Here is a 13,659-nt window from a genome sequence, read left to right on the forward strand (position 1 = left end):
TTCTGGCCACCTGCGTTCAGGCAGCAGTCCACGTTAACAAGCGGCTCCAAAACCAGCCCGGCTTCCTTCAGAACATTTTCATGCCCGGAGCCGTCGGTAAGCAGCGCATGTTGCTTAAGCCTTACTGTTGCCCTTTTTGTGGCAGCGCGCTAGCCAAACAACCACACAGATCATTTTTTCAGGAAAAAATTTTATCGCCATGACCGGTCAGGACACACAATACGACATTCTCGGTATTGGAAATGCCATTACCGATATTCTCGCCCGCACGGATGCAGCCTTCCTGCAAAGTCAGGGGCTCACCCCTGGCAGCATGACACTGATCGACGTAAACCGGGCCAACGCACTGGAGGCCTCTCTGGCTCCCGAACAGATCATGGGTGGTGGTTCCGCTGCCAATACCTGCGTTGTTGCGGCACAGTTTGGCGCGCGCGTTGCCTACCTTGGCAAGGTCTCGCGCGATGATGCGGGGCTCAAGTTCACGCAGGACCTGCGCGATAACGGAGTGCAGTTCCCATCCGCTCCGCTGAATACGCAGGTGTTTGACAACCTGCCCACAGCGCGGTGCGTGGTCATGATCACACCCGATGGGCAGCGCACCATGGCAACCTATCTGGGTGCCTGCACCTGCTTTACCCCCGAAGACGTGCTGCCGGACATGATTGCCGCATCCAGCATTATCTATCTGGAAGGTTATCTGTTCGATCCTCCGCATGCGCAGGAGGCATTCCGCCGTGCCGCGGCTCTGGCCCACAAGAATGGCCGTCAGGTTGCTCTTTCCCTCTCCGACCCGTTCTGCGTTGGCCGCCACCGGGCTGCATTCCTTGATCTGGTCAAGAACCACGTCGATATCCTGTTCGCCAATGAAGACGAAATCTGTGCCTTGTACGAAACAGAAAACTTTGACACAGCCGCCCGCCGCACCGCGCAGGACACAACCTTTGCGGCCCTGACGCGCTCAGGCCTTGGCAGCGTTATTGTGCATGATGGCCAGATGACACCCGTAGCCCCGGTTCCAACACAGGTTGTGGATACAACAGGGGCGGGTGATGCCTATGCCGCAGGCTTTCTGGCAGGGCTGACATCCGGCCGCAGTCTGCCCGAATGTGGGCGTCTTGCCTCTGTTGCCGCGTCAGAAATCATCTCGCACTACGGTGCGCGCCCGCTTTCCAACCTGTGGGAAGAAATGGGCTTTTAAAACAGGTACCCAGTCCGGCGGGCGCGCGTCACTCCCTCAGGAGGCCGCGTTTTCGCCGGGCACGCTGATCACCCGCCCACCCTTGACCTGCAACGCTACCCGCCCTTCACACAAAGCCTGCGCGACATCCCCGAATACTCTGCCCCGCCAGCCCGACAGTAATGTGGGGGCCTGTGCCGGGTCCAGCGCCAAAGCCTCCAGTTCATCCATGGAGGCAACCAGACGTGGCGCCACATCGTGCTCCTCGCAACAGGCGGTCAGCAGCACCTTGAGCAAAGCCACCAGAGATGCAGGTGCTTTTGCGTTATCCTTTCCCTTGCCCCGTGCGGGACGTGGCAGTTCCGACTCCGGCAAGGCCTGCGCCTGCCTGACCGCTTCCAGCAGCGCCATGCCCGTACGGCCTTCGGCCAGCCCACGGGATACCCCGCGCACGCGGGCAAGCGCATCTATCGTCCCCGGTGTTGTTGCCGCGATTTCCAGCAGGCTTTCGTCCTTCAGCAAACGCTGACGGGGCACATTCACGCGCTGGGCCTCACGCTCGCGCAGGGCGGCAACCGCACGCAGCACACCCAGCATACGGCGGTTGCCTGTGCGCGCCTTAAGCCGTTCCCACTGCTTTTCCGGATCAGGGCGGAATGTTGCCGGGTCTTCCAGCTCTGCCATTTCGGCAGCAACCCAGCTTATCCGCTTGTCCTGCTCAAGCTTACGCACCAGTTTTTCATAAACCAGTCGCAGCCATGTCACATCACCTGCTGCATAATTCAGCTGGGCTTCAGAGAGCGGGCGCGCTGACCAGTCCGTAAAGCGGTGGCTTTTATCAATCATGTGGCCGGTCAGGGAGCCAACCAGACTGTCATACCCGACCTGATCCCCAAAGCCCGCCACCATGGCAGCAACCTGCGTATCAAACACAGGTGTCGGCAGGGCATCGAACTCATGCAGGAAAATTTCCAGATCCTGCCGCGCGGCATGAAACACTTTCAGCACCGAGGCATTGGCCATCAGTTCTGCCAGAGGGGTCAGGTCAATCCCTTCCGCCTGCGCATCAATCAGCACAACAGCCTGTGCGCTGCCCACCTGCACCAGACACAGTTCCGGCCAGTACGTGCGCTCACGCATGAACTCCGTATCAACCGTTACAAAACGTTCGGCATGAAACGGTTTAAGAGCTTCCGCCAGGTCCTGGGTAGAGGACACAAGCTGGGGCTGGGGAAAGACGGGAGTGGGTAATTTAGCCATGTTTCCTCCATACACCAGCCAACCAGAAAGAGACAGCCAGAACCCATATGCCCCATACGAAACTTGACGAACGCGCCGACAAGCCGGACACCCAAGAAAACCATAGCTGCATGGAGAAAACGATGAACACGGCAGATGATGGACGCCACGCACTTACCCAGCTTGGCCGCCAGATTGCTCCCCCCAACAGCCCGGAAGAGGCCGTGCTGGAGCGTGTGCCAGCCCCCAACCCGGACAAACGCTATATGGTGCGCTTTACCGCGCCGGAATTTACGTCCCTATGCCCTATTACCGGCCAGCCGGATTTTGCCCATATTGTGCTAGATTATGTGCCGGACCAGTGGATTGTGGAGAGCAAGTCCCTCAAGCTGTTCCTGACCAGTTTTCGCAATCACGGCGCGTTTCACGAAGCCTGCTCCGTGCAGATCGCAAGCACTCTGGTTGACCTGCTCAACCCGATCTGGCTGCGTATTGGTGCCTACTGGTACCCACGCGGTGGTATTCCCATTGATGTTTTCTGGCAGACAGGGGACGCTCCCGCAGGTGTGTGGATTCCCGCACAGGATGTCCCGTCCTACAGAGGACGCGGCTGAATCCGGACACAAAAAAAGCCACCCGAACGGTGGCTTTTTTTAAATCTGGCTTAACAGAAACCCTAGCTGCCGCTGCCTGCTTCAATTTCTGCCCGTACTGCCTGAATCTGATCCTGCAGCACAACAAGACGGGACATATCGGTCTTGTCGGCCTTGTCCCATGCTTCAGACAGGGCTTCCAGCTGTGCTGTGGCCATATCAATGGAAATATCGCTGACCGGCACAGCCTTGTCGGCCAGCACTGTGCATCGTGCGGGGGTAATGTCGGCAAAACCTCCCCCCACAAAATAGCGATCGGTCACCTTGTCCCCTTCGTAAAGGGCAACAACGCCACCACGCAGAAGAAGCATCATGGGCGAATGTTCCGGCATGGCGGCAATATCACCCTCCATGCCCGGAAGAACGGCCATATCTACCTCACGCGACACCAGAACCTTTTCAGGGCTGATTATCTCAATCTGGATTGGCATGACTGGTGCTCCCTCCAGAAGCCGGCTGTTAGGCCGACTCCCTCAGTTTTTCTGCCTTGGCAACAGCTTCTTCGATCGTCCCGACCATGTAGAAGGCCGCTTCTGGCAGATCGTCATATTCACCAGCACAGATCGCCTTGAAGGAACGAACCGTATCGGTCACGGATACCAGCTTGCCAGGAGCGCCGGTAAACACTTCCGCCACATGGAACGGCTGGGACAGGAAGCGCTGGATACGGCGTGCACGCGCCACAATCAGCTTATCGTCTTCAGACAGTTCATCCATACCCAGAATAGCAATGATATCCTGCAAGGATTTATAGGTCTGGAGAATACGCTGCACTTCGCCAGCCACAGCGTAATGTTCTTCACCCACAATCTGCGGGTCCAGAGCACGGGACGTGGAGTCCAGCGGATCCACAGCCGGGTAAATCCCCATTTCCGCGATGGAACGGTTCAGAACGGTTGTGGCGTCCAAGTGGGCAAAGGTTGCAGCCGGAGCCGGGTCGGTCAAGTCATCGGCAGGGACATACACGGCCTGAACGGACGTGATGGAGCCTTTTTTGGTGGACGTAATACGTTCCTGCAGGGCACCCATTTCCGTTGCCAGTGTCGGCTGGTAGCCCACGGCAGAAGGAATACGGCCCAGCAGAGCGGACACTTCCGAACCAGCCTGCGTAAAGCGGAAGATGTTGTCCACGAAGAACAGCACGTCCTGGTTTTCTTCATCACGGAAATATTCCGCCATGGTCAGACCAGTCAGCGCCACGCGGGCACGGGCACCCGGCGGTTCGTTCATCTGACCAAACACCAGCGCCACTTTGGAGCCTTCGGTAGAACCGTTTTCACCCAGCTTGATCACGCCTGCGTCCTGCATTTCGTAATACAGGTCGTTCCCTTCACGGGTACGTTCACCAACACCGGCAAATACGGACACACCACCGTGCGCCTTGGCGATGTTGTTGATCAGTTCCTGAATAATAACGGTCTTGCCAACACCGGCACCACCGAACAGGCCGATCTTGCCACCCTTGAGGTAGGGGCAGAGCAGGTCAACAACCTTGATGCCGGTCATCAGGATTTCAGATGCAGCAGCCTGCTCGTCAAAAGCAGGGGCATCGCGGTGGATGGGGGCGCGGCGTGCGGTCTGGACGGGACCCTGTTCGTCAATCGGTTCACCGATTACGTTGAGGATACGGCCAAGGGTTTCAGGACCGACGGGCACGGAAATCTGTGCACCGGTGTCGACCACTTCCGTACCACGGACCAGACCATCGGTCGTGTCCATGGCGATGCAGCGCACTTCGTGTTCGCCAATTTCCTGGGCCACTTCGAGCACCAGAACCTGATCGCCCAGCTTGACATGCAGCGCGTTCAGAATTTTGGGCAGTTCACCTTCGAACTGCACGTCAACAACCGGCCCTTTAATGGTGGTAATGCGGCCAACAGCATTGGTCTTCGTGGCCGCAGGGGCCTGGGTCTGGGTTGTGGTATCCGACATGGGTCAGCTCCTGCGGGGCATACGATCGGGCTCAGACAGCCTGTGCGCCCGAAATGATTTCGATCAGCTCGTTAGTAATATTGGTCTGGCGGGTCCGGTTATAGACCTGCGTCAGACTATCGATAGTGCGGCCTGCATTGCGCGTGGCGTTATCCATGGCCGTCATACGGGCACCGTTTTCGCCCGCAACCGTTTCCAGCAGCGACGCATAAATCTGAACCTGCAGATTGCGCGGCAGCAGCATGGCCAGCAGCGTTGCCTCATCAGGTTCAAACTCATACTGGGCCACATCGTTGGAGGCTTCCAGCTTACCGCCTGCCTCTTCCACGACCATGGGAACCAGTTGCTGGCATGTCGGCACCTGTGTCATCGCATTGCGAAACTTGTTGAACACAAGTGTGCAGACATCAATCTCGCCTGCTTCAAGCAGGGCATTGATCTTGTCACCCAGATCACTGGCGACGGAAAAGGGAATTTCCTTCGCACTTGTCCCGATCACATGATCAACGATCAGATCTGCGTAGTCGCGCATGAAAAAGTTCAGCGCGCGACGACCAACCGGAAGCAGACGCACCGTCTTGCCTTCGGACTGAAGGCGACGGATGGTCTGCACCGTAAGGCGATGCACGTTGGCGTTAAAGCCACCGCACAGGCCACGGTCACTGGTCATGGGCACAAGGAGATGAACCTTGTCCTGCCCGGTACCGGCCAGAAGAAGAGGCGCTCCGTCCTCCCCCTTGGTTGCACCGGCCAGCTCACCCAGCATACGGCGCATGGCTGCCGCATAAGGACGAGCAGCTTCTGCGCTGGCTTGCGCCCGCCGCAGTTTGGCCGCTGCCACCATCTTCATGGCGCTCGTGATCTTCCGTGTCGATTTGATACTTCCGATCCGGGCGCGTAGTTCCTTAAGGGAAGCCATGAGTGCTTCTGCTCCCTCAGCCGGCGAAGTTGCGGTTGAAGGCGGTCAGATATTCGGTCAGCCGCGCTTCCAGGTCCTTGGAAATGGCCTGTTCCTTGCTCAGCGTATCCAGAATGTCCTTGCCCGCGCTCCGCACATCGCTCAGCACTGCGCGTTCCCAGGCCACAACCTTGCTGGCTGCAATGCCATCCAGGAAGCCACGGGTCCCGGCAAACAGCAGAACAACCTGTTCTTCAACCGAAAGCGGCGAAGCCTGCGGCTGCTTCAGCAGTTCCACCAGACGGGCACCACGGGCAAGCATCTTCTGCGTTGCCGGGTCCAGATCGGATGCGAACTGGGAGAAGGCTGCCATTTCACGGTACTGGGCGAGTTCAAGCTTGATCTTGCCTGCAACCTGCTTCATGGCCTTGATCTGCGCTGCGGACCCAACGCGGGAGACGGAACCACCCACGTTAACGGCAGGGCGGATACCCTTGTAGAACAGATCGGTCTCAAGGAAGATCTGGCCATCCGTAATGGAGATCACGTTGGTCGGGATGTAAGCTGCAACGTCACCGGCCTGCGTTTCAATAACGGGCAGAGCCGTCAGAGACCCCCCGCCATTGGCGTCGGACATCTTGGCAGCCCGTTCCAGCAGACGGGAATGCAGGTAGAACACGTCACCCGGATAAGCTTCACGGCCCGGCGGACGACGCAGCAGCAGGGACATCTGGCGATAGGCCACAGCCTGCTTGGTCAGATCGTCATAGCAGATCAGGGCATGCATGCCGTTATCGCGGAAGTATTCACCCATGGCGCACGCGGCGTAGGGGGCAAGATACTGCAGCGGAGCCGGGTCGGATGCGGTCGCGGCCACGACGATGGAGTACTTCATCGCGCCTTTTTCTTCCAGCAGACGCACAAGCTGTGCGACCGTGGAGCGCTTCTGACCAACAGCAACGTAGATGCAGTAGAGGGACTTCTTGTCGTCGCCCTGCTCATTCACGCCCTTCTGGGCCAGAATGGTGTCGGTCAGGATGGTGGTTTTACCAGTCTGACGGTCACCAATCACCAGTTCACGCTGGCCACGACCAATCGGCACCAGAGCGTCAATCGCCTTGATCCCGGTCTGCATGGGTTCGCTCACGGACTGGCGCGGCATAATGCCGGGGGCCTTGACTTCCGCACGACGCAGTTCAACGTCAACCAGCGGGCCCTTGTCGTCGATCGGGTTACCCAGACCGTCCACAACGCGGCCCAGCAGGCCCTTACCAACCGGCACACTGACAACCATACCCGAACGGGTGACACTGTCCCCTTCACGGATGTTGGTGTCGTCACCGAAAATAACGATACCGACGTTGTCGCTTTCCAGGTTCAGGGCCATGCCCTTCTGCCCAGCGGACGGAAAGTCCACCAGTTCACCCGACATGACATTCTGCAGGCCAAATACGCGGGCAATACCATCCCCAACGGACAGGACTGTGCCGGTTTCGACCACATCAGATTCCTTGTCGAACGAGGCAATCTGCTGCTTGAGGATATCCGAAATCTCTGCGGGACGGATTTCCATCACGCGGCTCCCTTCATGGCGTAATGCAAACGAAACAGGCGGGTTTTGAGGCTGGCATCATACAGCTTTGCCCCGACGCGGACGACAAGACCGCCGAGCAGGGCGCTGTCAACACGCTCGCGAATATTGATGCGGGAATAACCGGCTTCGGCCAGACGAACCTGAAGCTGGGCCCGCTGTTCGGCCGTAAGCGGCACAGCACTGCTGACCTCGGCCACGACCTCGCCACGGCGGGCCACGGCCAGCGCATCCAGCGATGCAAGAATGCGCCGCAGGACCGGCAGACGGCGGTTATCAGCCACGACGCCCACAAAATTACGAAGAATCTGACCGAATCCCTGAGCCTCAAGCACGGCCAGAACGGCCTTGCGAGACACCAGAATATCCAGGCGCCTGTCTTCCAGAACAGTGCGCAGGGGCGCACTCTCATCAATCAGGCGCGCAAGTGCGCCACCTTCATCAAGCACGGTGTCCAGCTGCTGCTGTTCGGCAGCCAGATCATAAAGCGCAATCGCGTAACGGCCTTCAAGACCGTTGGCCGCAAAAGCTACTGCTTGTGCTGTCGTTACGCCCGAGGCCACCACTCTTTGGTTCTTTCCTTCTGTGCGCGCCGGCATTCCACACTGACAACGATGCAACCCGGACCATCAGGCGATGTATCCAAGTTTTGCTGCACCTGTTGGCGCGGCCTCTAGCATGACCACAACAGGCACGCAACTGGCTGAACAACCCTATTTTATTCAACCCGCTTTTAGCGGCATATTCTGGCTAACCAGAATGCCCCGCAAAAAGCTCTCAGACACTTGCCCAAGACACTACAGGGCAGCAAAAAACTGCTCCGGGAACGACCTGTGCACGCCGTGCAAAATCCACTACGCTCACGCAACGGTGAGACTGAACGGATTTGATTTTCAGGGGAAAAGCTTTGGAGCGGACAGAGGGAATCGAACCCTCCTCGGTAGCTTGGAAGGCTACAGCATTACCACTATGCTATGCCCGCACTCCGAAGGTGAAGGTTTTATAATCCATCCCCCCTCCGCACCGCAAGCCCCCAGTGTTTTTTTTACGCCAGCGCCCGCCCGCACGACAATAATCTGCAACAGGCACTTGACTTTAGGGCCGCAACATATTTTGTTCCGCCTCCTGTGATGCCCGCAAGATTGTGGCTGGTCAGACGAACGGGTTTCCGTTATAGGTCTTTTCCAGCCGTGGCGGACACGCTGCAGGGGTGTAGCTCAATTGGCTAGAGTGCCGGTCTCCAAAACCGGAGGTTGTGGGTTCGAGACCCTCCACCCCTGCCAGATTTTCTCGTGGTGTACGGAAGGTTCCGCTTTTCACCTGTAAAATGCGGCTTTATCGTACAATCTGAGTGGTGTTGATTTAAGGCTGCCCCCTTGGCAACAGAGCGGGGCGGAACAAGGAGAGTGTGCTTCGTGTCGTTCAGTCCCGGTAAGTTCCTGCATGATGTGCGTACCGAGGCGGAACGGGTCACATGGCCCACCCGCCGCGCAACATTTGTCACCACCGGCGCCGTATTGGCCATGGCAGGTATGGCATCCATCTTCTTCTTCGTCGTTGACCAGTTGATCGGTCTCGGTGTGCGTCAACTTTTCGGGCTGGGAGGCTGAGGAAACGGCATGGCCAAGCGTTGGTATGTGGTCCACGTCTATTCGGGCTTCGAAAAGAAAATCGCGCAGCACATCCGCGAAGATGCGGCCCAGAAGGGGCTGAGCGACCATATTGACGAGATTCTCGTCCCGTCCGAGGAAGTGATTGAAGTCCGCCGTGGCCAGAAGGTGAACGCGGAACGCAAGTTCTTCCCCGGTTACGTACTGGTCAAGATGGAAATGACCGACGAGTCATGGCATCTGGTCAAGGACACCCCCAAGGTTACGGGTTTTCTGGGCACCAAAAACCGCCCTACGCCCATTTCCGCGGCGGAAGCCGAACGGATTATCCGCCAGACAGAGGAAGGCGTGCAGCATCCTCGCTCCGCCGTTACCTTTGAAGTGGGCGAGCAGATTCGTGTGGCCGATGGCCCCTTCACCTCCTTCAATGGTGTTATTGAAGAAGTGGATGAGGAAAAAGGCCGCCTGAAAGTCAGCGTTTCGATCTTTGGCCGGTCCACTCCGGTGGATCTGGAGTTCAATCAGGTCGAAAAGCTGTAATTTTTCAGCCCATAGACACAATTTTATATTAAGGGCGGCCTCCGGGCCGCCTTTTTTATTGCTGATATGCACCGTCCATCTGCCTTGCAAACACAACAAACCCGTTCAGGCGTTTGGAACACTCGGGCGCGTTCCGGGTTGTATCCTTGTCTGTTAGCCTGACGTGGTTTTCGTTTTGCCAAGGAGTTACCATGCCTTTAACCCCGGCTCTTAGAGGAACAGCCCTTCTCAACAATGCCCTGCTGAACAAGGGCACGGCCTTTACTGAAGCAGAGCGGCGGGAATACGGACTGGAAGGACTCCTGCCCACACAGGTGGAAACACTGGACCGGCAGGTAGAGCGAATCCACAGGCACCTCGAAGCCAAACCCAGCAATCTGGAACGCTACATCTATCTGAGCGGCCTGCGCGACCAGAACCAGACCCTGTTCTACCGGGTGCTCATGTCCAACCCCGCGCAGTTTGTGCCCATTGTGTATGCACCTACTCTGGCGGCTGTCTGCCAGCAGTTCAGCCACATCTACCGCCGCCCGCGTGGCATGTACATCAGTCTGGACATGCGTGGCCGAATCCGTGACGTGCTGCGCAACTGGCCTACGGAGAACGTACGCTTCCTGTGCGTCACCACAGGAGGCCGTATTCTGGGGCTGGGCGATATTGGCGTGAATGGCATGGGCATTCCCATTGGCAAGCTCGACCTTTACACGGCCTGCGGTGCGGTTCCTCCGGAAGTGCTCCTGCCCGTGCAGCTTGATATTGGCACAACCAACAGCGCCCTACGGGCAGACCCGCTCTACCTTGGCCTGCGCAGGGAACCCCCTCCGCTGGAAGAGCTGGACGGGTTTGTGGAAGAATTTGTAAGCGCGGTTAACGACGTCTTCCCTGATTGCTGCCTGCATTTTGAGGACTGGAAGGGCACGGATGCCCTGCATTATCTGGACAAATACCGCAACACGGCCCTGTGCTATAATGATGACATTCAGGGCACTGCGGCCGTTACGCTGGCGGGCCTGATTACCGCGCTCAAAATCAAGAATGAAACACTGGCGCAGCAGCGCTTTTTATTCCTCGGGGCAGGCTCCTCCGGGCTGGGTACCGCGGATATGCTGATTTCCGCCCTGAAGCAGGAGGGCATAAGCGCGCAGGAGGCCATTGAGCGCATAACGCTCATGGATGTGAATGGCCTGCTTGAAACCTCCCGCACGGACCTGAGCCCACAGCAGAAACGCTACGCCAAAGCCATGCCCCCCTCGCGTGATCTGCTGGCCACAATCAAAGCCTTCAAGCCCACCGTGCTCATTGGTGTTTCAACCTGTGGGGGGGCCTTTACGCAGGAGGTTGTGGAAACCATGAGCGCGCTGAACGAACGCCCCATTATTTTTCCGCTCTCCCTGCCCCAGAAAAACGCGGAATGCACGGCCGAGCAGGCTTATGAATGGTCACAGGGACAGGCACTTTTTGCCGCCGGTCTGCAGTTCCCCGAAGTGGAAATGAACGGGCGGACTTTCTACCCCGGTCAGGCCAACAATTTTTACATCTTCCCGGCTCTGGGGCTGGCTGTGTACGCCACATGCCCCAAACACATTACGGATGACATGGTCATTGAAACCGCCCGCGCACTGGCGGATCAGGTAGACCCGGCATCACGCGAGCGGGGCCGCCTGTTTCCACCCCAGAGTGATATTCTGGACGTTTCAATTACGTCTGCTGCGCGTATTGCCGAATTTATTTTTGATCAGGGTGCCGCAACGGTAGAACGCCCCAAAGATATTCGGGCCTGGATTGAAAGCCTGACGTACAGCCCACGCTACGCGGACTGATTTTTTACAGACCACAAAAAAAAACGGAGCGATGTTTCTGCTCCGTTTTTTTTTTTTCGATTCGACTGGGCGTATGCACTCAGGCGTCCATTGGAGGAGCCGGATCAAACCCGAAAACCCGGCCATAAAATGCCAGCTCCATGGTCCATGCCTGACGGATGGTCGCCTCCTGACGGAAGCCATGCCCCTCGCCGGGGAATTCATACAACGTGCAGGGAGCACCCGCCGCACGCAGCGCCGCCGCCATGGCATGAGCCTGAGAGGGGGGAACAACCTTGTCCTCCGCCCCCTGCAACAGCAGCACCGGCGCCCTTATCCGGCTGGCGACAGAAAGGGGTGAGCGCGCCACATAAACAGACTCCGCTTCCGGCCACGAGCCAACCAGAGCATCAAGGTAGCGCGCTTCAAACTTGTGCGTTTCCTGTGCCAATGCGCGCAGGTCGGTAACGCCATACAGGCTGACACCCGCAGCAAACAGGTCGGAGGCGGCCAGCGCGAGCAGCACGGTCATTCCCCCCGCACTGGAACCGCGAATGGCGATTCGCTTGGGGTCAACGCGGCCAGTGGCCACCATATGGCGGCAGGCGGCAATGCAGTCCGCCACATCCACAATACCCCACTGGCCCTGCAGCCGTTCCCGCCATGACCGCCCAAAGCCTGTAGAACCACCGTAATTAACATCCAGCACGGCAAAACCGCGGGATGTCCACCACTGCACCTTAAAGGAAAAACCATCCTGCGCCCGAGCGGTTGGGCCACCATGCACCAGCACGATCATCGGGGGTTTTTCATCCTGTGGCACACAGGCACGGCTATTGGCGGGAGGGTAGAAAAAAGCGTGCCCCTGCTGGCCATCGACCCCATCCACCGCAAAACGCACCGATTCGGGGCGGGACATATCCGCCGCCTGCAAATCCAGAGTGGCAGAACGACGGAGTACCTGCAGCCCCCCCTGTTCGGCAGAACCCACCACCACAGCGGGCAGGGCATCCACAGGTGCCTGCACCCATGCAAACCGCCCATCCGCCAATGCAACAGGGCATTGGTCGGGCTGCCCTGCGAAGCTGTGTGTGTGGCCCTCAGCCGTGCGTACAAAACACTGGCCCTCTCCATCACGCACGCTCAGGACCACACACCCGCCATCGGCCAAAGGCTGGTAGCTGCTTTGGCCAAATACCCATGCGGGCTGGCCAATCTCCCCTTCCGGCATGGCATACGCCACCAGATGCGGGGCGGGCTGATGCACAACCTCCCATACCCGCCAGAGTTCGGAACGGTCAGAAATCACAAGCAGGCGGCCATCTGCCGTCCAGCGCGGCTCCACCAGCGACTCGCCGCCTGCCCCTCCGGCCAGAACCTGCACACCTTCAAGTGCCGCAATGGTGCCATCTGCCCCGCGCACCACACGCCCCAAGCACAGGCGCGTGGAATCCCACGGCATGTTCGGATGGTCCCACTCAATCCATGCCAGCAACGTACCATCAGGCGAGAGGGTGGGGGACATGTAAAAATCCGCACCATGTTGCAGCACCAGCCCATCCGGGCCAGCCTCCCCACCAAGGACGACCATTGTGCTCTGGGGCTCACCGGCCCCGCGGTGGTCCTCCCGCACGGCAACAACCGAGGGGCTGGCGGGGTCAAACCGCAGGTCGGCAAAGCGCACGCCCTCTGCCCCGGCCAGAAGGGTGGGGGATCCACTTCCCTGCCCCAGCAGCCAGACCTGCGCCGTGCGCCGGTCCACATAGACAATACCGTGGGGGGAGACGGCATAAGCGCCTCCTCCATATTCATGCACACGGGTCCCGACATCGGCCTGCGCGGGCAGTACCTCGGCCACGCCATCGGGTTCTGCCCAGCGCATCAGAACTGTCCGTCCCCCCTCTGCCGGGCGGCGCTCCAACCAGAACACGGCCTGCCCTGCACTGCGTACCTCTGAAAAGGTCAGGCTTTTACCAGCCACCAGAGTAGCCGTTACGGGGGAGGGCCAACTACCGCAGCGCATGGGCTGGGACACTTGAGCATGAGTGCTGTTCTGTTCCATCATCTTCCCAGTTTATCATGCAAAATGCCCTGAACGGAAAGGCATGTGCCGCTTTGCATTCCATGCTAGGCAGGGCATACGGACCTGCTGTTTTTTCCTGTGGGCTTGACATGACGGGAGCGACTCTGCTCCTCCCCACTCCTGACGATGTTCTCTCT

Annotated in this window: 12 protein-coding genes and 2 tRNA genes; 6 read left to right on the top strand and 8 right to left on the bottom strand. The window is 58.5% G+C overall.

Annotated features, from left to right (window positions below):
- Positions 1 to 199 precede the first annotated feature (199 nt).
- The gene (locus HNR55_RS06435) at positions 200 to 1,198 is read left to right on the top strand and encodes an adenosine kinase (RefSeq protein ID WP_166114041.1); all 999 of its coding nucleotides are present in this window, start codon (positions 200 to 202) and stop codon (positions 1,196 to 1,198) included.
- A gap of 36 nt (positions 1,199 to 1,234) precedes the next feature.
- On the opposite strand, the gene rnd is transcribed toward HNR55_RS06435, so the two are convergent.
- Positions 1,235 to 2,437, bottom strand: a complete 1,203-nt coding sequence (rnd, locus tag HNR55_RS06440; protein WP_166114038.1) for a ribonuclease D — start codon at positions 2,435 to 2,437, stop codon at positions 1,235 to 1,237.
- Positions 2,438 to 2,559: 122 nt separating this feature from the next.
- Between rnd and queF the strand changes: the two genes are divergently transcribed.
- Positions 2,560 to 3,030 (top strand): preQ(1) synthase, encoded by a 471-nt coding sequence (gene queF / locus HNR55_RS06445; RefSeq protein WP_166114034.1) that lies wholly within the window; start codon positions 2,560 to 2,562, stop codon positions 3,028 to 3,030.
- A gap of 62 nt (positions 3,031 to 3,092) precedes the next feature.
- Here queF and atpC read toward each other — a convergent pair whose 3' ends face one another.
- The 6 genes from atpC to HNR55_RS06475 form a co-directional block, all read right to left on the bottom strand.
- Positions 3,093 to 3,500 carry an ATP synthase F1 subunit epsilon gene (atpC, locus tag HNR55_RS06450; RefSeq protein ID WP_166114031.1) on the bottom strand — a complete coding sequence of 136 codons (408 nt, stop codon included), beginning with the start codon at positions 3,498 to 3,500 and terminating at the stop codon, positions 3,093 to 3,095.
- A gap of 28 nt (positions 3,501 to 3,528) precedes the next feature.
- Positions 3,529 to 5,001 (bottom strand): F0F1 ATP synthase subunit beta, encoded by a 1,473-nt coding sequence (atpD, locus tag HNR55_RS06455; RefSeq protein ID WP_166114028.1) that lies wholly within the window; start codon positions 4,999 to 5,001, stop codon positions 3,529 to 3,531.
- 31 nt (positions 5,002 to 5,032) lie between these two features.
- Positions 5,033 to 5,920 (bottom strand): F0F1 ATP synthase subunit gamma, encoded by an 888-nt coding sequence (locus HNR55_RS06460; protein ID WP_166114025.1) that lies wholly within the window; start codon positions 5,918 to 5,920, stop codon positions 5,033 to 5,035.
- A 16-nt stretch (positions 5,921 to 5,936) separates the two neighbouring features.
- Positions 5,937 to 7,472 (bottom strand): F0F1 ATP synthase subunit alpha, encoded by a 1,536-nt coding sequence (atpA, locus tag HNR55_RS06465; RefSeq protein WP_166114022.1) that lies wholly within the window; start codon positions 7,470 to 7,472, stop codon positions 5,937 to 5,939.
- Positions 7,472 to 8,089, bottom strand: a complete 618-nt coding sequence (atpH, locus tag HNR55_RS06470) for an ATP synthase F1 subunit delta (RefSeq protein ID WP_179290170.1) — start codon at positions 8,087 to 8,089, stop codon at positions 7,472 to 7,474. The genes atpA and atpH overlap by 1 nt, the downstream gene beginning before the upstream one ends.
- Before the next feature lie 309 nt (positions 8,090 to 8,398).
- Positions 8,399 to 8,472 (bottom strand) — tRNA-Gly (locus HNR55_RS06475).
- Between the two features lie 224 nt (positions 8,473 to 8,696).
- Between HNR55_RS06475 and HNR55_RS06480 the strand changes: the two genes are divergently transcribed.
- From HNR55_RS06480 to HNR55_RS06495, 4 genes are all read left to right on the top strand, one after another.
- Positions 8,697 to 8,773 (top strand) — tRNA-Trp (locus tag HNR55_RS06480).
- Between the two features lie 132 nt (positions 8,774 to 8,905).
- The gene (gene secE, locus HNR55_RS06485) at positions 8,906 to 9,100 is read left to right on the top strand and encodes a preprotein translocase subunit SecE (RefSeq protein ID WP_059024606.1); all 195 of its coding nucleotides are present in this window, start codon (positions 8,906 to 8,908) and stop codon (positions 9,098 to 9,100) included.
- A gap of 9 nt (positions 9,101 to 9,109) precedes the next feature.
- Positions 9,110 to 9,640 carry a transcription termination/antitermination protein NusG gene (nusG, locus tag HNR55_RS06490; RefSeq protein WP_166114019.1) on the top strand — a complete coding sequence of 177 codons (531 nt, stop codon included), beginning with the start codon at positions 9,110 to 9,112 and terminating at the stop codon, positions 9,638 to 9,640.
- Between the two features lie 191 nt (positions 9,641 to 9,831).
- On the top strand, positions 9,832 to 11,460 hold the full coding sequence (locus tag HNR55_RS06495) for an NAD-dependent malic enzyme (RefSeq protein ID WP_166114016.1): 1,629 nt from the start codon (positions 9,832 to 9,834) through the stop codon (positions 11,458 to 11,460).
- Positions 11,461 to 11,539: 79 nt separating this feature from the next.
- Here HNR55_RS06495 and HNR55_RS06500 read toward each other — a convergent pair whose 3' ends face one another.
- On the bottom strand, positions 11,540 to 13,501 hold the full coding sequence (locus HNR55_RS06500) for a S9 family peptidase (protein WP_408736957.1): 1,962 nt from the start codon (positions 13,499 to 13,501) through the stop codon (positions 11,540 to 11,542).
- Between the last annotated feature and the right edge of the window lie 158 nt (positions 13,502 to 13,659).

Origin of the sequence: Acetobacter lovaniensis, from assembly GCF_014207635.1 — a bacterium.
GTDB classification, from domain to species: domain Bacteria; phylum Pseudomonadota; class Alphaproteobacteria; order Acetobacterales; family Acetobacteraceae; genus Acetobacter; species Acetobacter lovaniensis.

Coding starts and splice junctions, on each gene's coding strand:
- rnd (WP_166114038.1), bottom strand. CDS start 2,437: ATGGCTAAATTACCCACTCCCGTCTTTCCCCAGCCCCAGCTTGTGTCC.
- atpC (WP_166114031.1), bottom strand. CDS start 3,500: ATGCCAATCCAGATTGAGATAATCAGCCCTGAAAAGGTTCTGGTGTCG.
- HNR55_RS06435 (WP_166114041.1), top strand. CDS start 200: ATGACCGGTCAGGACACACAATACGACATTCTCGGTATTGGAAATGCC.
- atpD (WP_166114028.1), bottom strand. CDS start 5,001: ATGTCGGATACCACAACCCAGACCCAGGCCCCTGCGGCCACGAAGACC.
- HNR55_RS06460 (WP_166114025.1), bottom strand. CDS start 5,920: ATGGCTTCCCTTAAGGAACTACGCGCCCGGATCGGAAGTATCAAATCG.
- HNR55_RS06500 (WP_408736957.1), bottom strand. CDS start 13,501: ATGGAACAGAACAGCACTCATGCTCAAGTGTCCCAGCCCATGCGCTGC.
- HNR55_RS06495 (WP_166114016.1), top strand. CDS start 9,832: ATGCCTTTAACCCCGGCTCTTAGAGGAACAGCCCTTCTCAACAATGCC.
- atpH (WP_179290170.1), bottom strand. CDS start 8,089: ATGCCGGCGCGCACAGAAGGAAAGAACCAAAGAGTGGTGGCCTCGGGC.
- atpA (WP_166114022.1), bottom strand. CDS start 7,472: ATGGAAATCCGTCCCGCAGAGATTTCGGATATCCTCAAGCAGCAGATT.
- nusG (WP_166114019.1), top strand. CDS start 9,110: ATGGCCAAGCGTTGGTATGTGGTCCACGTCTATTCGGGCTTCGAAAAG.
- queF (WP_166114034.1), top strand. CDS start 2,560: ATGAACACGGCAGATGATGGACGCCACGCACTTACCCAGCTTGGCCGC.